Origin of the sequence: uncultured Sphaerochaeta sp. (assembly GCF_963676625.2) — a bacterium.
Lineage (GTDB): Bacteria > Spirochaetota > Spirochaetia > Sphaerochaetales > Sphaerochaetaceae > Sphaerochaeta.
Genome location: NZ_CAXXYB010000002.1, coordinates 15,211 through 41,016, shown reverse-complemented (window position 1 = coordinate 41,016; position 25,806 = coordinate 15,211). Strand labels below are relative to the sequence as shown.

Genomic DNA, 25,806 nt, shown 5'->3' with positions numbered 1-25,806 from the left:
ATTACTCTTCACTATCCTTCGCACGCTTGGTGCGGATTATTTCCACGGCTTCTTCCAAGCTGATAGCCTTTGCAAGGTCATCATCATGCTTGTACTTTGATGGTAGGGCAACATTGCCCTTGCCCACCTTTAGGTAATAGCCGAAGCGGCCGGTAGCCAAAGCCACCGGTTCTTTTTCAAATTCCCCAATCTGCTGGATTACACCTGAAGTTGATGAACCCTTTCCCCTGGTTTTTCCACCCTTTGCCCCTGCCTTGGGTTTTTCCTCGGCCAATAAAGCCTCGGCTTCCTCAAAAGTAATGGAAAACAACTGTGCATCATGGTCTGTCTTTCGTAAATTCCTGAATTGTCCATTGCATCCTACAAAAGGTCCGAACTTCCCCTTGGTTGCAAATACATCATTTCCCTCTGAATCCTTCCCCAAGACTCTGGGCAACGATAGATACCTGTGGGCAATTTCCAGGTCATGCTGTTTTTCGGCATCCTGCACCCATTTGGGAATGCTTGCCCGCTTTGCATCCTTTCCCTCGCCTTCCTGCCAATACGGTCCGAAGCGTCCGTTCATCAATTGTACGGGAAGCCCTGCCTGCTTTCCTGTTCCCAATACATCAGGTTCTGCCTTGACTTTTCCCTTTGAAATCAGCTCTTTTACCTCTGCATCGGTGATGGTACCTGGATTCCAGTCCTGGGGCAATGAGATGTATTGGGCTTTCCCCTCCACCTCAGGTCCTACTACATAGGCTCCGTAGGGACCGACCATAATCGGATTGTCCTCACTGATCTGGCTTAACTTGATAGTCTTGGAGACTACCTTGTTATCCTGGGCAAGCTGCAAGGTGTTCTGGTTTTCCAAGCCTTCGGATCCGAGATAGAACTTTTCCAGGAAGGTTTCCTTGTCAAGTTCACCGGAAGCAATCCTATCAAGCCCATCTTCCATGGTGGAGGTAAAATCGTAATCGACAAACTGGGGGAAGTTGTTTTCCAGAAACTGGCAAACACCAAACCCGACAAACGATGGGGCCAGGGCCGGACCTTCCTTGGAAACATATTTCCTGTCCAGCAAGGTCTTGATGATCGTAGCATAGGTTGACGGTCTACCGATACCTCGTTTCTCAAGTTCTTGCACAAGGGAAGCCTCGGTATACCTGGCAGGGGGCTTGGTCTGGTGCTCGACTTCACTAAGCGAAACCAAGGGGCAAACCTCCCCTACAGAGAGAGGAGGAAGCAACGATTCCTTGTCCTCAAGGGCAGAATCAGGATCGTCGGAACCTTCGACATACGCCCTCAGAAATCCAGGGAATACAATCTGGGTTCCCGAAGCAGTGAACAACGCCTCGTTTGCCCGGATGGAAACACTGGTCGTGGCCTTCTTCGCATCAGCCATCTGGGAGGCAAGGGTCCGTTTCCAGATCAACTCATACAAAGAAAGTTCCCTGCCGCTCAATCCTGTTTCCGCGGGAATACGGAAGGTATCCCCGGAAGGACGGATGGCTTCATGGGCCTCCTGGGCTCCCGCTGTCTTCGCAGCGAAATGCCGGGGAGAGGGAGAAAGGAAATCGGGTCCATAGAGTTGTTTTACCAACGAACGGGCAGCTTCAGTGCCCTCATTGCTCAAGGTAGGACTGTCAGTACGCATATACGTGATAAATCCATTCTCATACAATTTCTGGGCGATGCGCATGGTATCGGAAGCACTGAAATGCAATTTCTTGATGGCATCCTGTTGCAAGGTACTGGTGGTAAACGGAATATTGGGTTTGGTAACAAAGGGTTTTCGCTGGATATCGACAATTTCATAAGAAGCTCCCGAAAGATCCTCGACAATCCTATGTATCTGGTCCTTGTCCAAGAGAAGGACAGAATCCTTCCCCTTATATATTCCGGAAACTGAATCAAAATCCTTGCTTTGGGCTATGACCTTTCCACTATACGAGGATAGCTTTGCCTCAAAATTTTGCTTTTCCGAGGAAAGCAGGTCAACCTTCGCATCAAAATAGATACTCTTGGAAAAGGCAATTCTCTGCCTCTCCCGTTCAACGGTCAAACGCAAACCTACCGATTGGACCCTTCCGGCAGAAAGTCGTTTGTTGGCAAGTTTCTTCCAGAGGGTTGGAGAAAGGGTGTAGCCATACAACCTATCTACGATGCGTCGTCCTTCCTGGGCCTGGACCAGGTTGTCATCCACCTTACGTCCACTTTCCAAGGCCTTGAGTATGGCCCCTTTGGTTATTTCATGGAAAACCATTCTCTCATAGGGAATCTTGGGCTTGAGCACTTCCAGCAAATGCCAGGAAATACTCTCCCCTTCACGGTCCTCATCAGTTGCGAGCAACAATTTATCAACACCCTTGAGACTGCTTTTCAACTCACGTATCAAAGACTCTTTTCCCTCAACGATCTTATAGTCGCAGGCAAAACCATTACTGACATCAATAGCCATACGGTCTTCGGGAAGATCCCTTATATGTCCCTTGCTTGCAACGACTTTACAAGTCTTGGGGAGAAATTTCGTAATCGTTTTCGCCTTAGTCGGTGATTCTACGATGATGAGAACCTTGGTATCATCCATGCAATACGCTCCTAATTGCCAATTGACCTTAAGTTAACACTATATAATGTTGTCGAATAGTTTTGTCAACGTATACCTCTTACCAAAAAATCAGTCCAAAGGGTCTTCACAGGTAAAAACATAGTCTCCCCCGGAGCCTTTATCAGGACAGGCAAACAGTCCCCAGGAAGCAATTCCCTTCCCCCAAGTATGCAAGACAACTTGTTTTTTCCCCTCTTTGGAAACATAAAAAGAGAACGTAGTCTCAGTAAGAAAGCTCATCCCGGCAACAAAGGAAACAACTTTTGAGGAGACACCGGAAATGGTCACTTCCATAGCCTGGAGTTTCCAGGCCTCAGGCTCCATGGAAGTCGTGTTGAAAATTTCGGCATTCACTCTATACGCAACGGCCGCAGGACTGGAATCTTGGTAGAAAATTTTCGGATATTCCTGTGCAAAAGGTAACAGGGGAAAGAGTAAGAGCAATCCCTTGTCCTTAAAATCCCCATACACCCTCAAGTTCCCAGACTCATCGAAAACAACAAGCCCCAGCTCCTTGCACTTCCCGTGATTATCATACTTTGTACTGTTTTTCCACTGGTAGGAACCACTCCAACCAGTGGTGGAAAACGGTATCCAGACATACGAAAGAACTGCATCCTCCGCTCCCCGGGCAACCACGAGCACCTGATAGTCGCTACAAGAACGCAGGGGGGTTTCATTGGAACCGACCATCGTCGAAAACTCAGTAGGCCCAAGCCGCTTCAAGGGCTCTTTACCTAAATATATATCATAATGCTCGGCACCTTTTTCTTCATCCCAATTAATTTTCACCTGATTGGGAAATTTTTGGGAAACCTGTCCATTGAAGGCGAAAAGCAGTTCCCCACAGAAAAAGAACAAGGATGCAAAAAAAATATATTTTTTTGTCATGCTTTCTCCACTCGAAGCGTATCATCGGAGTTATACTCTTGCAACCCCATACACTTATGGGTACTATCCAATAATGAAAATCGATATCATTTCTTGCTGCCTCGAAGAAGGCAACCTCAGCTTTCCCTTGGGAGCACTGAGTATACAGACTTCTCTGCAGAACAAGCTTGCCTTGGATGACCAGGCTTGCATGCTCTATCCATATACTATTTCAGACGATCCTATTCTGGCAGCCAACATGGCATCAAACAGGAAAAGTGATTTCGTAGGCTGTTCCATCTACTTGTGGAATCGTACCTGGTTTGACACGTTCGTCGCGACACTGAAAGAAAAGAGCCCCTCCACCATTGTCTTTGCAGGTGGAACGGAAGTAACGGCCAATCCGATGAGTTTTGACCTCGACCTATTCCGTTTCCTTACCCTCGGGGAAGGAGAGGAATCCACAGCCCTGGCAATCGGACAACTGGCAAGGGGAGAAAATCCCTCGGGAACAGGCATCCTTACCAAGGGAGATCAGGTAACCTATGCCTATCCCCAGGACCTGAATACGATTCCTTCCATCTTTCTCTCGGGAAACGGAGACACCTTGATAGCCACCAGTCCTTCAATTCTCTGGGAAATGACCAGGGGTTGCCCGTTTGGCTGTTCATTTTGCTTCGAGTCCAAGGGACTCAGATCCGTCAGGTCCTATGATTATGAGCGAATCGAACAGGAACTCGACTATCTGGTAAAACATCAGGTAGAAGATGTATTCATCCTGGATCCCACCTTCAATCTGGATAAAAAACGAACGGTGAAATTACTTTCCCTACTTATAGCCAAGGCTCCTACCATGCATTTCACCTTTGAATTGCGGGCTGAATTGCTGGATGCAGAACTTGCCGATCTTTTTGCCCAGCTCAATTGTTCCTTGCAAATTGGCTTGCAAAGCTCAGATAAGTCCATTCTCAAGGCAATCAACAGACGCTTCGATCCCGATATTTTCACCTCCAAGATAGGCTTGTTGAATCAACGGGGTATTGTTTTCGGCCTCGATCTTATCATTGGACTGCCTTTGGACACCTTCCAGACCTTCACCGAAAGTCTGGATTATGCAATTGGCCTGAAACCAAGCAACATCGACATCTTTGCCCTTGCCCTCCTGCCAGGAACCAAACTTGCCGAGCAAGCAGACTCCCTGGGACTGATCCATGCACCGACAAGCCCATATATCATTGAGCGAAGTCCCTCCTACACCCCCGAGGACATTGCAAAGGCTCTCAGACTGAAAGAAGCCTGTGATCTTTTCTATACCAAGGGACAAGCCTGTATGTGGATACATACCCTCTGTGAGGCAACCGAGCTCAAGGCCAGCGCCATCTTGCTTCTCTTCAATACCTATTGTGATTTCCTGTCCAAAAAACAAGGAATAGACATCCAGGGCCTGGATATCTATGAGTTGCAGGAACAGTTTATCAAGGCACTCTTGAAAAAACTCAATAAAAATCAGTTCCTTCCCGCTCTCCGTTCGTTCATGGAATTGCATCAGGGAATTGCCTTTTTGCAAGAGACCGGAGAGAATCCTGTGGTTTCGCTCTCGTATGATCTTGATGAACTGGCCTTGCTTGATACGATGACAATCAGTAAATTTGTAAAGACGCATCCACGATTGAAAACCCAAGCGTACGGAATCTTTCTGGAAGAAGATGGATCAGTTAGCTTTGAGGAACAAAATGCATGACTGGCAAGTAACTTTACTTGCCAGAAGATTGAAAATTAAATACTGTTGAGTGCAAAGGAATTACAATTCGTGAACAAAAAAACAATACAGACCCTTATCCTGGTTTTGATTCTCGGTGCCCTGCTTTCCCTCTCCTCCTGTGTCGTTACCGAGGATCTGCAGGTAAAGGCAGACAACACGTACTCCTCCGCCTTCCAATTCAATGTAGAGGACTTCTTTATTGCGGTATTGAAGGACTTCAACGATTTCATGCCTACAGACAGTAACACCACTATCATGGATGGAGCAACCTCCGATTTCAAGACTGCCTTGGAAAAAGGAAACTCCATAAGCAAAGTGGCTATCAAGAAGCTGAACGACAATAGCTATAGCGGTACGTTTGATTTTACGGATATCGAGCATTTGTTTGCCGATCTTGGAGCTGGCAACAACCAGACCATACTCACCAGAAAAGGCAACTCCCTTACCTTCAAGCTTTCCATGGATAATTATGCCCAATTGGTTCCGGTCATTCCCTTCCTTTCGGACGAAAACTTTGAAGCCTTCGGGCCTACCTATAATCAGGGAATCAGTGAAGCGGATTACCTGGAGATGATCAGTTTCATGCTTGGAACCGAAGGGCCCGACGCCATCAAGAAATCGATGATAACCCTGAGAATAAATACGCCTACACAAATTTCATCCTTTACCAACGGAAAGAAAATCAGTGCCCAGGTGTATGAATTCAGTTTCCCACTCATTGATTTCCTGTTGCTTGCAAAGCCCATTACCTTTACGGTCAATTGGAAGTAATAAAAAGAGATTCCAGGTCTCTGGTCAATTTCAAATACAATAAGAATAAAAGAATAAAAATAAAAAACAGATGCGAAAGTCAATACGACCAAGCATCTGTTTCTTTTCCAAGCCCAAAATGAGTTTACAGGTTAAATCTGAAATGCATGATGTCCCCATCCTTGACCAGATAATCCTTTCCCTCTACACGAAGCTTGCCTGCTTCCTTGACCTTTTGTTCAGTGGTATATTGAAATAGATCTTCACAGTTATAGACTTCGGCCTTGATAAAACCTTTCTCAAAATCGGTATGGATTACCCCGGCTGCCTGCGGAGCCTTGTAGCCGGCACGGAATGTCCAGGCGCGGTCCTCATCGGAACCCGCGGTGAAGAAAGTTCTCATTCCCAGGATATGATAGGCATGACGAATAAGCTGGTTAAGCCCCGATTCTTCCAAACCAACAGCTTCAAGGAACTCTTTCTTATCTTCCTCAGTCTCCAAGGCAGCTATCTCCGATTCAATCTTGCCACAGATGACCACCACTTCGGAGCCTTCTTTCTGGGCAATGGAACGAACCAACCGGACATAGTCGTTTTCCTCGGTAATCCCATCCTCATCGACATTGCAAACATATATTACCGGCTTGAGGGTGATAAGATGCAAATCATAGACCACCGAGAGGGCATCCTCATCGAGTTGAAGACTTCTTGCCGGACTGCCATCCTCCAGACATTTCTTGACTTTTTCCAGGACAGGCAGCACCCTTTCATTCTCTTTCTGCGCTTCCTTGCTCAGCCTGTTGAGTTTTGCCTGTTTGTTATAACGATTGGTAACCGTATCAAGATCGGCTAGGGCAAGTTCGAGATTGATGGTCTCTATATCGCTTATGGGGTCTATCTTGTTATTTACATGGATGATATCACCATTGTCGAAACACCTTACTACATGGGCCAATACACCAACTTCTCGAATGGAAGCCAAAAAGCGGTTACCCAACCCCTCACCTTTGGAAGCCCCTGCAACCAAACCGGCGATATCGACAAATTCGAAGGTTGCCGGGACAATCTTTGCAGGGGGAATAAGGGAGACAATCTTATCTAGTCGGGGATCAGGCACACTGACCATCCCTACATTTGGATCAATCGTACAGAACGGATAATTTGCCACTTCGGCAGGCGCTGCTGTCAAAGCGGAAAATATTGTCGATTTACCGACATTGGGAAGACCAACGATACCACAATTCAAACCCATACTTACCTCATCTTGGCTCAGTAGAACCGGTTGTTGCAGTGTAGCACATATTGACTTCTCCGTTAACCAGCCCTATAGTCAACTGCAATGGAAACAGATCATTTCGAGCAACAGGAAGACACCTCTTCCAAGGGTAAACGTATCCACGAGATAGGAGAAGAGCGACAACGAGCACTTCTTTTGGTTATCATGGAAAACAATGAAGACAAGCCTCATGCCCAAATCAGGGGAGAAGAACTGGCATCCTTGGTGGAAACCATGGGTCCTCTCGTAATCTCGACCACCTATATACCGCTGAGAGAGAACACGAGCGCGACCTTGATCGGTAGCGGGAAAGTACAGCAAGTAAAGGCCATGGCCGATCAAGAAACCCCTGATCTCATCATTTTCGACCATTCGCTCAATCCACGAGTCCAGAGAAACCTTGAAAAAGAACTGGACTGCTGTGTCATTGACCGTGATGAAGTAATTCTCCAGATTTTTGCCGACAGGGCAGCTACCAAAGAGTCCGTACTCCAGGTGGAACTTGCCCGCCTCGAATATTCCCTCCCCCGCCTTTCCAGGCGTTGGGCAAACCTCTCCCAACAACGAGGAGGAGTAAAGGGATCCAAGGGTGAAGGCGAGACCCAGCTGGAACTCGACCACAGGCAAATCAAGGAAAAGATAGTACTGTTGAAGGACCAATTGAAAAAGGTCCAGCAACAACGCAGCATCCAACGAAACCAGAGAATGAATGGAAACATCCCTATGGGAGCAATCGTGGGGTATACGAACAGCGGGAAATCCTCGTTGCTCAATGCACTGTCGAATGCAGGGGTGTTGGTAGAGGACAAGCTATTCGCGACCCTCGACCCCACCACCAGAATGGTCAAGTTGCCGGGAGGCGAGGAAATACTCCTTTCCGATACGGTAGGGTTTGTAAGTGACTTGCCCCATAATCTGGTAGACTCTTTCAAAAGTACCCTGGAAGAGGCCAAGTTTGCGGATTTTTTGATTATTGTCTGCGATGCTTCCCATCCGGATATGATCAATTGCTATAAAACTACGGTAACCGTACTGGAAGAACTGGGGTGTACCGAAAAACCTGCAATTGTCATGATAAACAAAACCGATGCCATCTATGACCAATTTATGGTTGCACGGATGGAATCCCTCTACAGCCCAACCATCGAAACCTCAGTAAAACTGGGAACGGGACTGAATGAACTCCTTGCCCAGATAGGGGAAACGATTCATGCCTTATGCCCTACCACCCACTACCGCATCCCCGATAGCCGATATGACCTTATTGCCCATATACGAAGAAGTGGACAGATAGAAACCATCGACTACACCGATAACGGGATGGAAGTCGGCGCCAGGATACAGAAACGGTTCCAGGGACCTTTGGAAGAATTCAGGATGAAGCAAGAAAATCCCCAAATCGACAATCCTTTATAAGCTATGCAAGGCTTGTATCATCGATGGCACTATTAGATTCCATGATTTCACACGATTTGACAGGGACAGAAGCATCCGGTACTCTCAAAAACTGAGATATTTATGATAGGACAAAGGCTAGGGATACATCACCAATGAAACTTGCAGAGTACATGAACAATTCGGTTATCCATATTTTCAGGGATGCGATACGTTCTTCACAGTTCAATATGAAAGAAATTCTTTTCCTGAACCGTGCCGCGAAAGCTCAAAAAGCTGCGGCACAAAGAAGATTACAGTCCAATGCAGACGGAATTTCCGTTCCGCCTTTTCTTATTGCCAGTATCTCAACTAAGTGCAACCTGCATTGTGCAGGATGTTATGCAAGGGCGAACCATGCTTGTGCGGATGAATCATCCAAAAAGGAAATGGAGGCACACCGATGGGGTGAACTTTTCAAGGAAGCCCATACCCTGGGAATCTCCTTTGTCCTGTTATCTGGAGGAGAACCACTTGAAAGACCTGAGGTATTGCAAGAAGCGGTAAAGATTCCTGAGTTGATTTTTCCTGTTTTCACGAATGGAACGCTTTTCACTCCAATTATACTGGAATATTTCGACCAGAACAGGAATCTGATTCCAGTGATCAGCATGGAAGGCAATCGCCAACAGACAGACCATAGGCGGGGAGACGGTATTTTTGAAGCCACAGTGCAAACGATGAGGGAAATGACCCTCCTTGGCTTATTCTATGGAGTATCAATTACGGTAACGAAAGGAAATCTGGACACGGTGACAGATGATACGTTCGTCGCATCTTTAAAAGAAATTGGTTGTCATCTCATTTTTCTTGTGGAATATGTCCCTGCCGACGGTAATATTGAACCAGCTTTGGATGAAAAACAACGTTTGGTTCTTGAAACTCGCCAAAGCGAATTGAAAACCCATTTTTCAGATATGCTTATCCTTTCTTTCCCAGGAGATGAAAAACGACTGGGCGGCTGTCTGGCTGCAGGACGGGGATTTTTTCACATCAATGCCTCCGGCGATGCAGAACCCTGCCCGTTTTCTCCCTATTCAGACATCAATCTCAAAACCAATACCCTTCGAGACGCCCTGGATTCTACTTTATTTCATCAGATAAGGGAAAATCATTTTGAAGAACAGAATCACGAGGGTGGCTGTGTACTGTTTCCCAGACAAGCAGAAATAGAAAACCTCCTGACTATTGAAAAATAGTAGGGAAAAGCCAGGAATCCAACGCAAAAAGTTCTCTTGCAAAAATCCATCAGCATACAGGACTTGAAAATGGCTTGCATACAAACACCGTAAAAAAGAGATACCAAGCAAATACCTGATATCTCTTTTTCATATGTATGACTATATGGAAAATCAGTCAAATCTCCAAAGCGCTCCGAGATACCCACTGAAACCAAGGCCAAGATGAACAGAATTATTCTGGATGATGCGAAGACCAGGAGCCAGACGAAGGTAGATGTCAATAGGAGCTACATCCTTGTCAAAACTGTAAACCAGCCCGACTGGAACAAGAGCGGACAAATCAAACCCTACCCCTGATTCCAAAGGAATAGCCACAAGCCCTCCAAGCCCGACAGTTACAATGAAATCCGCATTCTCGATACTGAATTGGGACACTTTATAATTAGCGGCAACATCAAAAGAAAGCCTTGATATCCCAAAATACTCCAATCCAAGATTACCGATCAAGTCGAAATCCTTGTTTACTCTGTATTGGAATCCAATACCTGTGTTCGTTCCAATATTCAATCCAACTGCATAGGTGCTCTTGGCAGCACTGGATAGGTTGTAGGTCGCAGAAGTCGCGGGGACAAGCACGAGAGCAACAAGAATCATAAGGCACAGAACTTTCTTCATACTTAATTCTCCCTTGTAGGAAGTATAGGCTTCCTACCTTTACGTTAGGAATAATATATCATACGATTTAAATCAAAGATAGGTTTGCTTATGGACATATTCTTCTGTATGGCTTATTTTTAGGGCCATTGAAAAAAACCAAAATACTTGAACGACAATAGGATACCAAGAATGAATAGACAACTGACTGTCCGAGGATTGTTTGTAGGTTTACTTGGATTGCTGGTAATCACCGCCAGTTCCATGTATGTTGCCTTGCGTATGGGAGCTCTTCCCTGGCCCACGATATTTGTTACGGTAGTCAGCATGGCAGCCCTCAAAAAAGCAAAGGGGTCGACACTACAGGAAATCAATGTCACGCATACTATCATGAGTTCCGGGGCAATGGTAGCAGGAGGACTTGCGTTCACCTTACCGGGATTATGGATGCTCAACCCAGACGCCTCCTTTTCCACGCTCAGTCTTATTGTACTGACTGTAGTCGGAGCCATTCTGGGAACCCTGTTCTCAGCTCTGTTCAGAAGGCAATTCATTGAAGAAGAAAACCTTCCCTATCCCATGGGAATTGCTTCCTACAATACCCTTATGGCAGGAATGAAAGGAGGCAATGGATCAAAAACCTTGTTTGCCTCCATGGGCGGATCAGTGCTCTTTACCGTATTGCGGGATGGGTTTGGCAAGATTCCCGCCTTGCTTACGCTTTTCAAGGGAAGTGCCCTGCTTCCCGCTTTTTCCATCTGGGTTTCTCCCATGGCTATGGGAATAGGAGCAATCATAGGACCTTTGCTGGCTCTCATCTGGTTTGGCGGTGCCGTTTTTGGTTTCTACATACTTACTCCCGTGGGACTTGTCACCGGATTGTTTCATTCCATGGGTGATGCAGATGTGTTCAGGTCAAATCTGGGAATAGGATTGATGATCGGAACAGGACTGGGAGTCTTTGTGAAGGCGGTTTTTTCCAAGTTCAAGGGAAGAAAGGAACGTGCAACGGCAAGAGTTCTTCCCCTTCGTTCAAAGCTGATGATTTTTCTGGTTATGTTCTTTGCAGCAATTTTATTGGGCGTCGGTACGGAAATTACGTTCTTCGAGGCCCTTATCGTTGTTCTTGGCATCTATCTGACCACCTATCTATCGGGGATGTTGACCGGACAGACAGGAATAAACCCTATGGAAATCTTCGGAATACTGACTCTTTTGGTCGTCCAATTATTTGCAAAACCTTCCCTGGTTGCCTCTTTTAGCATCGCGGCGGTAACGGCAGTTGCCTGTGGGCTTACCGGGGATGTCATGAATGACCTCAAGAGCGGACATATGCTAGGTACCGACCCTAAACAACAATTGGCAGGAGAAGGCATAGGGGGCGTCATTGGGGCGGTGCTCTCCGTTTTTGTATTGCTTATCATGAAACAAGCCTTCGGGGGCTTCGGTACGGCAGAACTCCCGGCTCCCCAGGCCGCGGCAGTCTCGGCCATGGTCGGAGGCTTGGGAAATGTTCCGGCCTTTGCCATTGGATGCATCATTGGCCTGACACTTTTTCTGTGCAACGTTCCGGCGGCTACTCTGGGACTGGGCGTATATCTTCCTATTTATATCTCCTCGATAATGGGAATAGGTGCCTTGGTATCGGCAATTCTGAAGAAAGGATTCTCCAAGAAATACAAGGGTGACCAAGTTGCGGCGTCTACGGGACTGATAGCCAGTGGTTTATTGGGCGGAGAAGGTATTACAGGCGTGGCCATCGCTATTCTCTCAATGTTGAAATAGGTATAATGAGGCAATATGGAAAACAAGAAAAAACTTCCCCTCTCACTTTATGGCTTCTCAGCTGAGATGCTTTGCGTGATATTGGATCTTACCAAGCCGTTCTACGGCCGACAAATCTATCAATGGTTGATCAAGGGCATAACTTCCTTTGACCAGATGACAGATCTTCCGAAATTTGAACGTCAACGGCTATCTGAATTGATGCCGAATATCAGTTCCTCTTCGGTGGAAACAAGCGAAACAGACGAGACCGGAGCGGTCAAACTGGGAATCAAGCTCTATGATGGAAGCATCATTGAATGCGTTCTGCTCATTGACAGCAAGGGCAGGCACACTGCCTGTCTTTCCAGCCAGGTCGGTTGCGCCATGGGATGCACTTTCTGCAGAACAGGGACAATGGGGCTGAGCAGAAACCTTACGGCAGAGGAAATCATTGAGCAATATATCCACCTATGCAAGGTAAGTGAGGAACCTGTCACTCATATTGTATTTATGGGAATGGGAGAACCTTTGGCAAATATTGCTCCGGTTACCCGTGCGATCAGATACTTCCATGAAGAAAATGGATTCAATATCAGTCTCAGACGAATAACCATCAGCACCTGCGGGGTGGTACCCGGAATTCTCAAGCTTGCTGAACAGAAATTGCAGGTAAAGCTTGCAGTCTCCCTAGTCAGTGCCGACAATCCGACAAGAAGCAAAATCATGCCGGTAAATACAACCTGGGATCTCCCTGAGTTGAAAAAGGCCCTGCTTCACTATCAGAGAACCGGGGGAAAGCGTTTTACACTCGAATACTGTATGCTCCGCGACGTCAATACCAATGAGTTCGCAGCCAAGAAATTGGTAGCTTTTGCCAGGGAAATGGATGTAGTGGTAAACCTTATACCTTGGAATCCTGCCGAAGGACTCCCCTACGAAACCCCAAGCGCGCACGAGATCGATGCCTTTGCCCGTTATTTGGAAAGGATGAACATCAAGTACACCAGAAGATACCCCAGAGGCAGGGAAATCAATGGGGCTTGCGGACAACTCGCCGTACCATTGAACAAAGGCCTTGAGGTCGATTATTACGACGACGATGATGATGACGATGAGGAATAGAAGCCTCTGAAAACTACGGACTCCACTAGAATCCCTTCCAATCAAAAATGCTTGGAAGGGATTTCTTGTAACAAAACAAAATACCCCTTGGTCTTGTTGAAAGGAATGCTCCATACAGGTATCCTTTCGTACATAGGAGAACAGAATGCAATACGAACTCTACCAGGTCGATGCCTTTACCAATACCCTGTTCGAGGGAAACCCTGCAGGAGTGGTATTGAATGCAGAGGGATTGAGTGAAAGCCAGATGCTCCAGATAGCCAACGAACTTCATAACAGCGAGACGGCATTCATCTTTGACAAAAAGGGTTCCGGCTATGACCTTGAGGTTCGTTTCTTTACCCCTACCAGGGAAGTCCCCATCTGCGGTCATGCCACCATTTCAGCTCATTATGTATATGCAAAAATCCATGGAATAACCAGCGGGACAATACGGCAGAAAACCAAAGCCGGAATATTGCCAGTGGAAATCATAAAAGAGGAAGAGGATCTTCGAATCATCATGACCCAGGCAGCCATCGAATATGGTCCGGTATTCAATGCCAGAGAGAAACAGCTTCTGCTTGAGGCTTTGGACCTTGCCGATTCAGATCTGGAACAAACTCTTCCTATTCAAATTGTTTCCACGGGCCATTCCAAGGTCCTGGTTCCCCTCAAAAGCAAACAAGTACTCGATTCTCTCTCCCCCAAGAATGAGTTGCTCATCCAGCTCAGCAAGGAAATACATTGCAATGGATTCTATACCTTTACCTTCGACTCCGAAGAGCCTGGAGTTTTGGTAAGCGGAAGGATGTTTGCCCCTGCCATTGGCGTCCCGGAAGATCCGGTGACAGGAAATGCCAACGGTCCTTTGGGAGCCTATCTTACCCACTATGGCCGCCTCCCAAACAAGAAAGAGGGAAATACCTTTCTGATAAAACAGGGAGAAGCGATGGGAAGAAAAGGATATATGCAGGTACATGTATTCAGATCAGGTCTTGAACCTGAGCTGATAAAAATCAGCGGCAGGGCCCGGATAGTTTTCAAGACAACCATTGACCTATAACAGGAAACTTTCTGCCTTGAAGAGTTCTCAAATCAAAGCTCATCCGATCCCTGAAACCCAAATGAGTTCGGATATCTTCAATGCTTGTTCTTGAATTCCTCGTCTTTTTCTTTCGCCCAGACATTTACCCTGTCCCATAACTTGGTGTTGATAATGGCTAAGGTGAGAGCAAACAACAGAATGTAATAATACCATTCCATCATGTTTCCATGGAGGAATTGAAGAAACATGTATACAGCTGTAAAGAGTAGTGCATAAGCAAATTTTCTCATTTTTCTCCTGTCATGTACGTATCAAGTAAAGGGGAATCATAAACAAATGGTATCATCCCGTTTGAGGCATCCTGCACTATTCCGTCAAGAATAGACCTTGCCGCTCCAAGTACCTCAGAGTAATCAGTATTGGGACCCAACAACCTGATTGAAGAAAGTATACACCCCTTCCCTTTGGAGGTCACCCAATACTTCAGCTTGCATACCCAAAAAGAAATCCTGGGGAAAGGATAGCAGAAAAAATCGTTTTATACAGATTTGATATCCTTAAATACATTCAAAACATGTTTTTCCTATTGATTATATCCTTTCAAGACATCATAAGGGTGGATTTCAAGAAATCTTGATTGCAGCTCAGGTCTTGAACCTGAGCTGATAAAAATCAGCGGTAGGGCCCGGATAGTTTTCAAGACAACCATTGACCTATAACAGGAAATTTTCTGCCTTGAAGGATTCCAAACAAGCCGATCAAGACAATTCCTCCTGCAAGTAACAAGGAAAACGAGAGATTCGTATTTGCCAAAGTCCCCAATACCAGCGTCAGGAGCAACTCAATTCCCTCTGAAAACAAGGCATACACACTCAAGATAGTTGCACTTTGCTTTCCTTGGGCTTGCTTGGCTTCTATGGAAATAACCAAGGGATACAACGCCGCCGCACCGAAGCGAAGAGCAAACACACCTAGCAGGACTACAACGAGATTCTTTTGCCAGGCCAGCAACAAGACGCCAAGGAAAGATAGTGCAAAACAGAGAATGAAAGAGCCAATCTTGCCAAAGAATTCAGTGAGTCTTGTCGAGAGAACCGCCGCTAGAAACGAAAGGACAACCAGGATCAGAAACGGATACCCAAAGGAAGAAGCATCTAGTCCCGCGTTCCTGTAACAGACCTGGACCAAAAAGACCGTCACTACCTGGTTGACCGAGAACAGCAAGGAAACGCTTGCAATAAAGATAAGGAAAGGCCAGTCTTTCCAGACTTGTTCCAGACTTACCCGTAGGGGGACATGCTTCTTCTTTTTCTGGAGTACCTTATCAGGAACTTCCCGCGGCAAGAAAAGGATGAAGATAAAAGCCAAGCCATTGCTGAAGATCGTCAGAAGAGCACTGTCATGGTAGACCTTGCTGAAAAAAGGAAAAGCAAGGGCTACGACAACCAGTCCGGCAAATTGGAATCCCTGATAAACCCCGAAGGTCTTTTGCCTGGAATCAAAGCTGGCAAGATATGCAGTGTCTACGCCACTTGCCGCACTGTTTGCGATGGCCAGCAATACGCGCTCAACGACAAACAATGAGAAAGAGAAAGCAGAGAAAAAGACAATTTTCGAAATAAAAAGAAAAAAGAACGATATGACTAACGTCAAACGGTACCCTATCCTGTCTGCAAGATGCCCCCAGGGCAATTCCAAGGCAAGTGTCAGGGCAAGACTAATGGCTTCGATAAGGGCAATCTGGGCAAGATCAAGCCCTCTTGTTTGCCGATAGAGTGTAGCAACAGGGGCATAGAAAACCATACCCGAGCAAAAAGCACTGAGGTTCATCAGAACCAAAGCGCGTCTGGATGTATTGTTCATGGGAAAACTCCATACGAATGATGGACTTGCACGGAAGGCAAGTCTTGTGTTGTCATCATTTTGTATCTAGACCGGAGTATTCATGAGATGAGCATACCAAAGAGAACCAGATATGCCTAGTAGTCACCATAAAAAAGCACCTAAGGTCCCGAGAGAGGACAATAGGTGCTTTTGATCAATGCAAAAAAGTCTCTATTTTTCAAGTATTGCCTTGATTCTCCTGATGCCAGCCGAGGAGGACTGTTCCTTGAGAATCTTGAAATGGCCCATACTCGAGGTATTCTCAACATGAGGACCACCACAGACTTCCTTTGAGAAATCGCCGATGGAATAGACCTTGACCTGTTCACCATACTTGCTTTCAAAGAAGGCAATGGCACCCTGCTCCCGGGCTTCATCTAGGGTCATGGTCTCGCATTTCACCTCAAGATTCCTATCAATTTGCTCATTTACAATATCCTCGACCTCCTGGATTTCCTCTTTGGTCATCGGGACAGGATGGGTAAAATCGAAGCGGAGTCGTTCAACAGTGATATTGGAACCCTTCTGTCCTACATGGTCACCCAAAACTGTTCTCAGGGCCTTGTGGAGCATGTGCGTGGCTGTATGGAGGGCAGTTGTCTGTTCACTATGATCGGCCAAGCCACCCTTGAACTGCTGTTCCGCCCCACTCCTGCTGACTTCCTGATGTTTTGAGAAGGCATCAAGGAAACCTTGTTCATCAACAGTGAAGCCATGTTCATGGGCAAGCTCACGAGTCAACTCAATGGGATATCCATAGGTATCGTATAGCTTGAAGGCTGTCCGTCCGCTGATTTGCCGAGAAGTTCCCTTGAGAAGATTCGGAAGCATTTTTTCGAATTCCCTTTCGCCCTTTGTCAGGGTTTCGGAGAACTTGTTTTCTTCGGCAGCCAACTCATCCAGGATAAAGGTCTTATGCTCGATAAGCTCCGGATACGGCTTGCCATACAAATCCAGGACGATCTGGGCCAGTTCACCCATGAAGGCATGGTCGATACCAAGCTTGTTGGCATGACGGACTGCGCGGCGGATAAGTCTGCGGAGAATATAGCCCTGACCTACATTGGAGGGAGCCATTCCCTTGGGGTCACCCAGGATAAAGACACTGGTGCGGGTATGGTCAGCCAGGATTCTGATGGAGATGTCCACCTCTTCATCCTGTCCATATATCTTGCCACAGAGCCTTTCAATCCCTGCGATGATAGGAGTAAAGATTTCCGTCTCATAGACAGATTTCTTTCCCTGGAGGATTGCGATGGTTCGCTCGATACCCATTCCGGTATCGACGCATTTGCGATTCATCTCCACATAGGTGCCTTCAGCGGTTTTGCGATATCCCATGAAAACATCATTCCAGATTTCAAAATACTTTCCGCAGGAACATCCAGGGCGACAATCAGGACCACAAGCGGGCCGTCCGGTGTCTATGAACATCTCACTGTCAGGACCACAAGGACCGGTTTCCCCGGCAGGGCCCCACCAGTTGTCTTCGCGGGGGAGAAAATATATCCGTTCCCGGGGAATACCATATTTTTCCCAGGTGGAAGCAGCTTCCTCATCACGGGGAACCAGCTCATCACCGGCAAAAACAGTAACAGACAGTTTATCGGCATCGATGCCAAGCACACTTGTCAAAAATTCAAAACTGAAACCAATCGCTTCTTTCTTGAAGTAATCGCCCAACGACCAATTTCCCAGCATCTCAAAAAACGTGAGATGGTGAGGATCCCCGACTGACTCAATGTCACCGGTCCGTATGCATTTCTGGTAATCGGTCAAACGCTTTCCCGAAGGATGTTCTGCGCCAAGGATGTATGGTACAAGGGGATGCATACCGGCAGTCGTAAAAAGAACGGTCGGATCATTTTCAGGAATCAGGGAAGCCCCACTGATTTGCGTGTGCTGTTTTGAAACGAAGAAATCGATGTATTTCTGCCTCAACTCATTCGCAGTTAATTGGTTTTTCATAATGTAAGATAGTAGTCTTCCCAAGGTTTTCATGTCAAGGCAAAAGAGGTTCCTAGAGGGAGAAGAGGTCAAGTTGCAAGGGCTTTTCTTCCTTTTCGCAGGAGGTTTTTCCGACACTGGCTTTCATTTCCAGGGCCTTGGCCAAAAGACGGGGAATATCAGGGGCTTTCTTGACTATGAAGACTCTTGGTTTCCCTGCAAATTCCCTGGGCCAGAGAATTGCCTGGTTATCAAGCGAACCTTGATACAGGAACAGGTATTTCTTTTGCTCCAAGGCAAAGGAAGCCTGCCTGACTGCTCCTCCACCGTCTCTGTCCTCAATGACGACAGAAGCCAGGGAGAGAGCGCTCATAAGTCTGTTGCGAAGCAGGAAGAACCATTTCTGGGTATTTTCTGAAGGGGCAAAGCGGCTGACCACTGCTCCTTTTCTTGCAATTTCCTGTTGCAGTTCCTTATGTTCTGGAGGATAGCAACTACCTATGGGAGTTCCTATGACAGCCAGCGTGGGATAGCCCGAAGCCAAGGCTGTCTTATGGGCAACCCCATCTATGCCCCTTGCCAGACCACTTGTTATACCATACCCCTTGCTACCGATTGCCTGGGCTGTCAAGGCAGCTGAGGAAAGTCCTTCCAAGGAGGGGCTTCTGGTTCCGATGATAGATAGCGAGGGTTTCGCTAAAAGTGACAAATCGCCAAGTACGTAGAGAAATCTGGGACAATAGGCAAACCCCTTGGTTTGTTTCGGCCATAGGGGATCTTCCCAGGTCAGGACCTGGACTTGTTCATCCATCGATTCAAAAGCTGGTCGGAGGGTATAATAGATAGCGCTGAGATCCGGTTCAGCAACTCCAAGTAGGTGAGAATACTCACTGATATGCAAGACAAGTGGTTCAAAGGTATCAAGGAGAGGCAATAATTTGGCAAAGGCCTCCATGGCCTTCGTCTCTGAATTCTTGCTGGCTACGACCATTGACTGAAAATTCAAAGCTTGATGCCTTTTTTTGTCCATATATCCTCCGGCTTGCACTGTATCACCAGATGCCCTGCTCTGGCAACGAAGGAAAGACTAGGAAAAAAAAGTGCAGAAGAGTATGATGGAAGCATGAAACCCTCATACAAGATTATTATTCCCATTCTTTTTTTCCTTATGGTGATATCTTCTGCGGCCTTCGCAAAAGAAGTCCAACTTTCCAATGAATATGTACACTCTGCCTTATGGATCAATACAAACGACAATAATCGGTTCTATTCTGTCTCGCCGTCTTTTGAATTTCCACAGAACACTGTACGGACACAATACCTCTGGACTCCTTACCAAGGCGAAAATCCTCTTACCAAGGAAGAATTCTTTACCATCGCCGGAATGGAGGAAACCTCATTGCAATACCACCAGTCCAAACAAACTGCCAATACACTCAGAAAGACAAGTTTTGGTATGATTTTGACCGGAACTCTGTTATTACTCGGTTACGGGGCACTGAATCTCGACAACAATGCAATCATCTACTCTTCCTTGGGTTTGATACTCGGGGGAATCACCATAGGTGGAGTCTCCATCAAGTTGGTGATTAACAGTAACGCGACTTTTTCTGCAGAGAATGCGGCCAAGGCAGCAGCTAGTTATAACGAAACCTTGAAAAAAGAATTGGGAATCCTTTAAGAAAAAAGAGCATTTCCCTTGTCGTAAAACAATAAAAATGGATTACACTATTCTTATGAATATTTGTATGCTTATAAGCGTTATAAACTGTCTTATAGGCATTTTTTATTGACATAATCTGAGAAAGAGAAGAAAATAAAACAGCAAAAGGGATTTTGCTTCGACAAGTTTATTTCCCCTTTCCAATATATCTCAGAAATTTACACGGTATAGGAACATATTCAGTTTCGTTCTTACGGTTTCAATTTAAAGAGGATATATATGATTCAGAAAAAAAGTACATTTGGTTCCTGGCTGTTCTTCTTGGTTGCAAATGCTGCCATATGCGTTGCCGTTACAGCAAATTATCTTTATAAGGGGATAATGGAAGCAGAGAATCCTAGTGTTTTTTTATCGGGCTTCATCTGCATGATCATTGGCGCTTCGGTCGTTGCCTGGTATATTCTGCAAAAGAAATTACCGTATTCCGTGCTGGCAAATGTGCTCTATATTGTCATGCCATTTATCAATGTTTTTCGAGTATCCCTTTTCGATATAGAACTGCCTCTCAATATGATTGCCTTCTACATTCTCTTTGTATTCATCATCATCCCGATAACCAGAGAACTGAAGCAATCAAAAAAGTTGCCAATTGATACAAAAGATCAAGAAGTCCAACAATGAAATTCATACCCATCAGATTATAAACGATCTGCAAGAAGATTGGAAATTGTCCTATGTGGTATTCAGAACGCCAGGTTTACCGTATCCTGAACAGACTATAAAGCTTATCTTTTCTGGGAGGGACGGAAATACTTTGAAGTGGTTGCCAAACGCCTTGTCCTATTGCCGAATAGTCTTATCATTATCGTTGCTATTCGTAGAAAGAACGGAAGCAGGATTCCTGCTTCTTTATGTAGCATGTGGATTGACAGATTGGGCCGACGGATTCCTTGCCCGTAAGCTGAATTGTGCGACAGCGCTTGGCGCAAGGCTGGACAGTATTGCCGATATTGTCTTTTCCTTCGTCGTGCTTTACCTCATCTTTTCACAAGAATGGCTGAACCAAAATGCAAGCCTGGTGGTGTTTATCCTGCTCATCATAGGAATTCGGGTCCTGAATATGATGATAACAGTCTTAAAATTCAGGCAATGGAATGTAATCCATACTATCGGGAACAAGATGACCGGAATTGCCCTATTCCTATTTTTACCAATTCAATTCATTTTCAATCCAGTACCACCGTTTACTGTTATTATCCTCCTAGTGTTGGCTCTAGGCTCATCACTGGAGGAAACCTGCATTCTTCTATTTTCTGCTACGTATGATGTAAACCGAAAAAGCATACTGCATCGAATCTGAATGAGAAATTCTTGGTTCCACGCTCCCACAGACTTCACCTGAAGGCAAAAAAAAGGTTCATGAGATTTTCTTGTGGGATTTCTGTTCCTTCGCATTCAGCATCTTTCGTTTCTCAATGACCTGGTCGAGTGACCTGTGCTTGGGATTTCGCCTGCTCCTGTCCCAAAGCTTGAGGAAGAAATATTCGGTATCCCTATAGCCATAGGCCTGCCTCCGCACTGTCTTGATCATGTTATTGGTTCCCTCCAACGGACCGTTGGAGACAGGGAAGCGGACACGCGAGACGATGCCATCCATTCTGGATCGAATCATTTTGTTGAATGCCCCGAGCATCGGTATCTGCGCGACATAGCTTCCCGAGAGCCGCAACCATTGCTCGAGGCCGTCCCTCATGGATTGCCCGTCGGTGCTTTCGAGCCCGGCTTTCAGCTGGTCGCCCAAGAAGAATGCCAGGTTCAGGTCCTGGTCCTCCCCCAGTATCTCCTCGAGCCTCCTCTCGTTGCGTATCGACCACTTGTGCTCGCCCTCCGGCATGGGAAGCCCCTTTCCCTCATACTTGTCCGCCAGTTCCCTGTTGTGTTCCCGGGCTATCCCGTCCTTCTTCATCAGGGCCTTCCTGCTGCTGGTTATCACATACCGGCTACCCTTGAGCGAGGCATATTTCCTCCCTGCCTCCTGGATGGACAGTCTCAGTTCGGCGATTTCCGCCAGCAAGGCCTGCTTCCTTTCCGGCGGGGCACCGTTGCAGGCCTTCCTCAGCCTGGCGCAACGGGCCTTGCACTGGGCGATTCCCTCGCGCAAGCGGTTCTGCTCGAGCCTCCTCAGTTCCGTCAATATCCGTTCGTTGAAGTTCTTGACGATGTGGAATGCATCATAGACTATATGGATATGGGGATACAGGCTTTTCACGGCCTTGCAATACTGGGCGTTCATGTCCATTGATATCGATCGCACCCTCGCCATCCATGCATGGCCGACCTTGCCGAAGAAATGCAGCAGCTGCCTCTCTCCGTTGCCTTCCTCCAAGAACAATATCTCCCCTGTCTGCCAGTCAAGCACCACGGTGGCATACCGGTGCCCCTTGTGCAGGGAGAATTCGTCGACGCACAGATGGGCGCTGTAATGGGTGGGCAGCATCTGCCCGTACTTGCCTTGCAGCATGGACTTGTCGATCTCCCTGACCAGCTTGCGATTGGTATGGAGTGCGGTGGCAAGCCCCTTGACTGTCATGTCCGCATGGCTGAGGAATCCTTCCACCATGCTCTGGAAGCAAGTGGTGGCGAAGTGCCCGGGTTGCTTGAAGGGAATCGGTTGGCAGCAGGTCCTGTGGCATCCCGTGCACAGGTATTGCTCGTAGCCCACCTCCAGGATGATCTTCCTGTTTCCCAGGCTCAGGTGGTGCAGCAGGATGTCCAGATGCTGGTTGACGTGCATCTTTGCCTGGCAATGCGGGCAGCACGCGGGCAGGGGACTTGTCATTCTCCCGTGGATGGTTTCAACGATGACAAGACCGGACTCGGTCTCTTTTCCCTTGATAGTTGCAGGGCCTGTCACCAGGAAATCTGGTAAATGCAGGATGGAATTGGTATACTGGTCCACGGGCGTCCTTCCTTGTTAGCTTGATTTGTTGTTACTTCAATACTAACAGAAGGATTGCCCTCTTTCTATTTCTCAATGGTTAGTTGCTTTCTATTCTTTTCTCAATTCCCACAGATTTTTCCCATGAACCAAAAAAAACCTGCTACATTGCTGTAACAGGATTCTTTCATGCCGCCTCTCAGAATTGAACTGAGGACACAAGGATTTTCAGTCCTTTGCTCTACCAACTGAGCTAAAGCGGCATTAATTCGTTAGTGAGAATAGCAAATTAACAGCATCGTGTAAACCACTTGATTGAAAAAAGTTTATTGCCCTGTGTTGTTTTGAGAATTATCAAATGAAAGTAAATAGCTAAATTCTTATTTAAAAGGTGTTTAACAGTGTCCATTGTTCCAAGGATCTTCTATCATTTGCTACTGGATCATTGCTTTTTCACTACGAAAAAAGCAATGATTGGTATAGTCAGGATAGAGAAAAATGATTACAAATGCATTGAATGATTTGTGAAAATATAAAAAGTTGCTACCCCCTGATTGGCCTACCACAATGCTACCTAAGAAACTATCATCCCAATTACTAATCTCTTTAGCTAACTTCCAGTCATGATCTCTTTTTTTCCTTTGACCATGCCGATTTTTTCTCAGGGACTTACGGAAAAACCAATGCCAAGGTATTTTGTTCTCTGATAGAAGAAATTCAACAAGGGGAACCTTCCATCATGATAGGTACATATGATCCGGGCATGAGAAAAACCAACATTTTGGTCGAATTCGATGCCGGTACCAACTGTATATTCAAACTCCCAGGGATTATCAGGATCATATCCTCCGACTTCATGAAGGGTCTGTCCATCTTGGTTTGCAGTAACCTCGGCAGCCAAAAACAAGGAACCAAGATTATGCAAGGGATAATGCATTTCCACTCCGGTATTGATTATCCAAGCCTTGTAGGAATCTGCAAAATCAGCTTGTGCAACTTGTTCGTTCCAAGACTCAACTTCCGATAAGGATGCCCCTGAAGAAGGCTTGATTACCCAGGAAGGGATATGGATTGCCGGATGCATCCAGCTCTTGGTCAAAGGGAGACTGGCATCCATATACAACCTGACACTGGTTACAGGTTGTACAGAAACACCAAAAAGCAAATCATTATCCCTGGTATATTCAACAGGGTCCCCAGTCTGCGAAGAATCAATCTTCAAGAGCGTTTCATCTCCGTAATGCCCGCTATAATGCTGATAACCTACTCGAAAAGCTACTTTCTGGAATAGACGCATGTTTATGCCAAAGAAGAAAACGCCATCAAAGCCCAGGTTATCGGCTCCCCCGAATCCCTGGAATACAGAATTCAAGGCACCCTGGAAGCCCAATTCAGTCTCGAATACGTTCTTATAGGACAAACGGAAAAGACCAATATTCAAACCAGTTTTCAATTGAAGATAAAGCTTTTCATTGGCATATTTTCCATCAGGATAGATTGAGACATCATCATACTCACCGCTTCCGGTATCCGTATATTTCATGGACCGTGGCTGGCCTTCAGCTACCTGCAGGATGTTCAGAGTTGATGTCGAAGAGAATGGATTGACAATCGATTCAGGATATAAGGCATCATCAGGTAACCAAGAAAAAACAAGGGAATCCCCAAACATTTGATAGGATGCAAAACACGGTACCAACAAAGCACCTAAAAACAAGAATAAAATAAGAATACGTTTCATGACAAACCCCCTAGCCACTGATCGCGATGCCCATGATTACATACTTGCTTCGCTGGAAGAAGTAGTTCAAAAGGGGAAATCGTCCATCATGGTAATAGCATTCCAAACGCATCTTCCTTCCCAGGACAGTCTGATTGAATTCAAACCCTCCTCCTACCGTAATCTCAAATTCCCAAGGATTATCAGGACTATAACCACCAACCTGATGAAGCGTCTGCCCATCCTGATGAGCTTGAAAATCCCCGGCAAGGAACAAGGAGCCGATATCCAGAACTGGATATCGGAATTCCAAACCTGCCTGCAAGCGCCAGGCCTTGTAGGAACTATCGTAAGCTGTCAGGCCAGTCAAGCCTTCTTGCCCAGTGATATATTCAAATTGGCTGGTATCATCTGACCCTGGTTTAAGGGTACTGGAGGGAACATGGATTCCTGGCCTTATCCAAGCCCGTTCCATGGGCAATTCAGCAAAGAAATACATCCTTCCCCAAGTCACGGGTTCCAGCGAAACTCCTGCAAGCCAAGAATTGCCCCGCGTGTACTCCTCAAGATGGTAAATCGAGGAAGAACTATAGAGATCCAATCCAGGATTCTCTTCCATCAGGTCAGCAAGGATTTCATCTCCCCAATGACCGGAAAAATGATGAAAACCCGCCTGAATCGCAATAATATTGAATAATCTGACCGTGGCTCCAGCCCCATACATCCCATCGAACCCCAAGGAGTCGACCGAACCTGCTTTCTGGAAAACAGTATTCAAGCCTCCCTGAATATACCCTTCCGCCTGGACTGGCCCAATGGAAAATCTCAACAACCCAAAATTCACGGCGCTCTTCATTTGCCAGTAATTACGTTGGGAAGAATCATCATAGACAATTTGCTCATACTGGTTTGTCTCACTATTTGATACCAGCACACTGTCTGGAACACTGGCCTCATCAAGAACCCCAAGCGAACGAAAACTGGTCGAGCAGGCGTAAGGATCAGCCAAAGCTTCTCTGAACAAGGGATCAATCGGAGCCCACTGAAACGTAAAAGCCCAAATATTCGGGACTGACAAAAATAACACGACCAGAAAGGTAAACAACTTTTTCAAACCAAAAAAGTTCCTGCTCACTTCCCACACCTCATTTTAGTTTTTGACTATTTTATCAGATATCCTTACCTATGCAATATTCAATCTATCAAAAAATTAATAAATCT

General features: G+C 46.2%; 22 protein-coding genes and 1 tRNA gene. 11 read left to right on the top strand and 12 right to left on the bottom strand.

From position 1 onward, the window contains the following. Position 1: 1 nt before the first annotated feature. On the bottom strand, positions 2-2,569 hold the full coding sequence (gene topA, locus ACHZBG_RS01855; protein WP_320127738.1) for a type I DNA topoisomerase: 2,568 nt from the start codon (positions 2,567-2,569) through the stop codon (positions 2-4). 90 nt (positions 2,570-2,659) lie between these two features. After that, positions 2,660-3,481 (bottom strand): hypothetical protein, encoded by an 822-nt coding sequence (locus ACHZBG_RS01850; RefSeq protein ID WP_320127737.1) that lies wholly within the window; start codon positions 3,479-3,481, stop codon positions 2,660-2,662. Positions 3,482-3,554: 73 nt separating this feature from the next. Here ACHZBG_RS01850 and ACHZBG_RS01845 point away from each other — a divergent pair, with 73 nt between their 5' ends. Both ACHZBG_RS01845 and ACHZBG_RS01840 read left to right on the top strand, forming a co-directional pair. Next, positions 3,555-5,201: a B12-binding domain-containing radical SAM protein gene (locus ACHZBG_RS01845; protein WP_320127736.1), complete on the top strand. Its 1,647-nt coding sequence runs from the start codon at positions 3,555-3,557 to the stop codon at positions 5,199-5,201. Between the two features lie 69 nt (positions 5,202-5,270). After that, the gene (locus ACHZBG_RS01840) at positions 5,271-5,993 is read left to right on the top strand and encodes a hypothetical protein (protein ID WP_320127735.1); all 723 of its coding nucleotides are present in this window, start codon (positions 5,271-5,273) and stop codon (positions 5,991-5,993) included. 124 nt (positions 5,994-6,117) lie between these two features. On the opposite strand, the gene ychF is transcribed toward ACHZBG_RS01840, so the two are convergent. Next, positions 6,118-7,224, bottom strand: coding sequence for a redox-regulated ATPase YchF (gene ychF / locus ACHZBG_RS01835; RefSeq protein WP_320127734.1), 1,107 nt, complete (start codon positions 7,222-7,224; stop codon positions 6,118-6,120). 87 nt (positions 7,225-7,311) lie between these two features. Between ychF and hflX the strand changes: the two genes are divergently transcribed. Continuing rightward, on the top strand, positions 7,312-8,664 hold the full coding sequence (gene hflX, locus ACHZBG_RS01830) for a GTPase HflX (RefSeq protein ID WP_320127733.1): 1,353 nt from the start codon (positions 7,312-7,314) through the stop codon (positions 8,662-8,664). 134 nt (positions 8,665-8,798) lie between these two features. After that, a complete protein-coding gene (locus ACHZBG_RS01825) occupies positions 8,799-9,881 on the top strand; it encodes a radical SAM protein (protein WP_320127732.1) in 1,083 nt (360 codons plus the stop codon). A 153-nt stretch (positions 9,882-10,034) separates the two neighbouring features. Here ACHZBG_RS01825 and ACHZBG_RS01820 read toward each other — a convergent pair whose 3' ends face one another. Beyond that, positions 10,035-10,538: a hypothetical protein gene (locus tag ACHZBG_RS01820; protein WP_320127731.1), complete on the bottom strand. Its 504-nt coding sequence runs from the start codon at positions 10,536-10,538 to the stop codon at positions 10,035-10,037. A gap of 171 nt (positions 10,539-10,709) precedes the next feature. On the opposite strand from ACHZBG_RS01820, the gene ACHZBG_RS01815 reads away from it, so the two are divergent. The 3 genes from ACHZBG_RS01815 to ACHZBG_RS01805 all read left to right on the top strand — a co-directional run bounded on the left by ACHZBG_RS01815 (position 10,710) and on the right by ACHZBG_RS01805 (position 14,451). Next, positions 10,710-12,302, top strand: a complete 1,593-nt coding sequence (locus ACHZBG_RS01815) for an OPT/YSL family transporter (protein ID WP_320127730.1) — start codon at positions 10,710-10,712, stop codon at positions 12,300-12,302. Positions 12,303-12,317: 15 nt separating this feature from the next. Beyond that, positions 12,318-13,406, top strand: a complete 1,089-nt coding sequence (gene rlmN, locus ACHZBG_RS01810) for a 23S rRNA (adenine(2503)-C(2))-methyltransferase RlmN (protein ID WP_320127729.1) — start codon at positions 12,318-12,320, stop codon at positions 13,404-13,406. A gap of 145 nt (positions 13,407-13,551) precedes the next feature. Beyond that, entirely contained in the window at positions 13,552-14,451 is a 900-nt protein-coding gene (locus ACHZBG_RS01805) for a PhzF family isomerase (protein WP_320127728.1), read from the top strand. Between the two features lie 77 nt (positions 14,452-14,528). Here the strand turns inward: ACHZBG_RS01805 and ACHZBG_RS01800 are convergent, their stop codons facing one another. The 4 genes from ACHZBG_RS01800 to ACHZBG_RS01785 form a co-directional block, all read right to left on the bottom strand. Further along, entirely contained in the window at positions 14,529-14,723 is a 195-nt protein-coding gene (locus ACHZBG_RS01800) for a hypothetical protein (RefSeq protein ID WP_320127727.1), read from the bottom strand. A 406-nt stretch (positions 14,724-15,129) separates the two neighbouring features. Then, positions 15,130-16,296, bottom strand: coding sequence for an MFS transporter (locus ACHZBG_RS01795; protein ID WP_320127726.1), 1,167 nt, complete (start codon positions 16,294-16,296; stop codon positions 15,130-15,132). A gap of 192 nt (positions 16,297-16,488) precedes the next feature. Then, positions 16,489-18,285 carry an alanine--tRNA ligase gene (locus ACHZBG_RS01790; RefSeq protein ID WP_320127725.1) on the bottom strand — a complete coding sequence of 599 codons (1,797 nt, stop codon included), beginning with the start codon at positions 18,283-18,285 and terminating at the stop codon, positions 16,489-16,491. A gap of 52 nt (positions 18,286-18,337) precedes the next feature. Then, positions 18,338-19,294: a DNA-processing protein DprA gene (locus ACHZBG_RS01785; RefSeq protein ID WP_320127724.1), complete on the bottom strand. Its 957-nt coding sequence runs from the start codon at positions 19,292-19,294 to the stop codon at positions 18,338-18,340. Positions 19,295-19,387: 93 nt separating this feature from the next. Here ACHZBG_RS01785 and ACHZBG_RS01780 point away from each other — a divergent pair, with 93 nt between their 5' ends. From ACHZBG_RS01780 to ACHZBG_RS01770, 3 genes are all read left to right on the top strand, one after another. After that, positions 19,388-19,945 (top strand): hypothetical protein, encoded by a 558-nt coding sequence (locus ACHZBG_RS01780; protein ID WP_320127723.1) that lies wholly within the window; start codon positions 19,388-19,390, stop codon positions 19,943-19,945. 261 nt (positions 19,946-20,206) lie between these two features. Next, positions 20,207-20,608 carry a hypothetical protein gene (locus tag ACHZBG_RS01775; protein WP_320127722.1) on the top strand — a complete coding sequence of 134 codons (402 nt, stop codon included), beginning with the start codon at positions 20,207-20,209 and terminating at the stop codon, positions 20,606-20,608. 133 nt (positions 20,609-20,741) lie between these two features. Next, positions 20,742-21,287 (top strand): CDP-alcohol phosphatidyltransferase family protein, encoded by a 546-nt coding sequence (locus ACHZBG_RS01770; RefSeq protein WP_320127721.1) that lies wholly within the window; start codon positions 20,742-20,744, stop codon positions 21,285-21,287. Positions 21,288-21,344: 57 nt separating this feature from the next. On the opposite strand, the gene ACHZBG_RS01765 is transcribed toward ACHZBG_RS01770, so the two are convergent. Then, complete coding sequence (locus tag ACHZBG_RS01765; RefSeq protein WP_320127720.1) at positions 21,345-22,721, bottom strand: ISL3 family transposase; 1,377 nt, start codon at positions 22,719-22,721, stop codon at positions 21,345-21,347. Between ACHZBG_RS01765 and ACHZBG_RS01760 the strand changes: the two genes are divergently transcribed. Then, the gene (locus ACHZBG_RS01760) at positions 22,704-22,856 is read left to right on the top strand and encodes a hypothetical protein (RefSeq protein ID WP_320127719.1); all 153 of its coding nucleotides are present in this window, start codon (positions 22,704-22,706) and stop codon (positions 22,854-22,856) included. The genes ACHZBG_RS01765 and ACHZBG_RS01760 overlap by 18 nt on opposite strands. A 199-nt stretch (positions 22,857-23,055) precedes the next feature. Here the strand turns inward: ACHZBG_RS01760 and ACHZBG_RS01755 are convergent. The 3 genes from ACHZBG_RS01755 to ACHZBG_RS01745 form a co-directional block, all read right to left on the bottom strand. Further along, positions 23,056-23,128, bottom strand: a tRNA-Phe gene (locus ACHZBG_RS01755). Positions 23,129-23,526: 398 nt separating this feature from the next. Continuing rightward, entirely contained in the window at positions 23,527-24,606 is a 1,080-nt protein-coding gene (locus ACHZBG_RS01750; protein WP_320127718.1) for a hypothetical protein, read from the bottom strand. A gap of 10 nt (positions 24,607-24,616) precedes the next feature. Further along, positions 24,617-25,699 carry a hypothetical protein gene (locus ACHZBG_RS01745; protein WP_394699301.1) on the bottom strand — a complete coding sequence of 361 codons (1,083 nt, stop codon included), beginning with the start codon at positions 25,697-25,699 and terminating at the stop codon, positions 24,617-24,619. Positions 25,700-25,806 lie beyond the last annotated feature (107 nt).

Coding starts and splice junctions, on each gene's coding strand:
- ACHZBG_RS01815 (WP_320127730.1), top strand. CDS start 10,710: ATGAATAGACAACTGACTGTCCGAGGATTGTTTGTAGGTTTACTTGGA.
- ACHZBG_RS01760 (WP_320127719.1), top strand. CDS start 22,704: ATGCTGGTTGACGTGCATCTTTGCCTGGCAATGCGGGCAGCACGCGGG.
- ACHZBG_RS01750 (WP_320127718.1), bottom strand. CDS start 24,606: ATGAAACGTATTCTTATTTTATTCTTGTTTTTAGGTGCTTTGTTGGTA.
- ACHZBG_RS01780 (WP_320127723.1), top strand. CDS start 19,388: ATGAAACCCTCATACAAGATTATTATTCCCATTCTTTTTTTCCTTATG.
- ACHZBG_RS01795 (WP_320127726.1), bottom strand. CDS start 16,296: ATGAACAATACATCCAGACGCGCTTTGGTTCTGATGAACCTCAGTGCT.
- ACHZBG_RS01825 (WP_320127732.1), top strand. CDS start 8,799: ATGAAACTTGCAGAGTACATGAACAATTCGGTTATCCATATTTTCAGG.
- rlmN (WP_320127729.1), top strand. CDS start 12,318: ATGGAAAACAAGAAAAAACTTCCCCTCTCACTTTATGGCTTCTCAGCT.
- ACHZBG_RS01800 (WP_320127727.1), bottom strand. CDS start 14,723: ATGAGAAAATTTGCTTATGCACTACTCTTTACAGCTGTATACATGTTT.
- ACHZBG_RS01820 (WP_320127731.1), bottom strand. CDS start 10,538: ATGAAGAAAGTTCTGTGCCTTATGATTCTTGTTGCTCTCGTGCTTGTC.
- ACHZBG_RS01850 (WP_320127737.1), bottom strand. CDS start 3,481: ATGACAAAAAAATATATTTTTTTTGCATCCTTGTTCTTTTTCTGTGGG.
- ychF (WP_320127734.1), bottom strand. CDS start 7,224: ATGGGTTTGAATTGTGGTATCGTTGGTCTTCCCAATGTCGGTAAATCG.
- ACHZBG_RS01805 (WP_320127728.1), top strand. CDS start 13,552: ATGCAATACGAACTCTACCAGGTCGATGCCTTTACCAATACCCTGTTC.
- ACHZBG_RS01790 (WP_320127725.1), bottom strand. CDS start 18,285: ATGAAAAACCAATTAACTGCGAATGAGTTGAGGCAGAAATACATCGAT.
- ACHZBG_RS01775 (WP_320127722.1), top strand. CDS start 20,207: ATGATTCAGAAAAAAAGTACATTTGGTTCCTGGCTGTTCTTCTTGGTT.
- hflX (WP_320127733.1), top strand. CDS start 7,312: ATGGAAACAGATCATTTCGAGCAACAGGAAGACACCTCTTCCAAGGGT.
- ACHZBG_RS01845 (WP_320127736.1), top strand. CDS start 3,555: ATGAAAATCGATATCATTTCTTGCTGCCTCGAAGAAGGCAACCTCAGC.
- topA (WP_320127738.1), bottom strand. CDS start 2,569: ATGGATGATACCAAGGTTCTCATCATCGTAGAATCACCGACTAAGGCG.
- ACHZBG_RS01785 (WP_320127724.1), bottom strand. CDS start 19,294: ATGGACAAAAAAAGGCATCAAGCTTTGAATTTTCAGTCAATGGTCGTA.
- ACHZBG_RS01765 (WP_320127720.1), bottom strand. CDS start 22,721: ATGCACGTCAACCAGCATCTGGACATCCTGCTGCACCACCTGAGCCTG.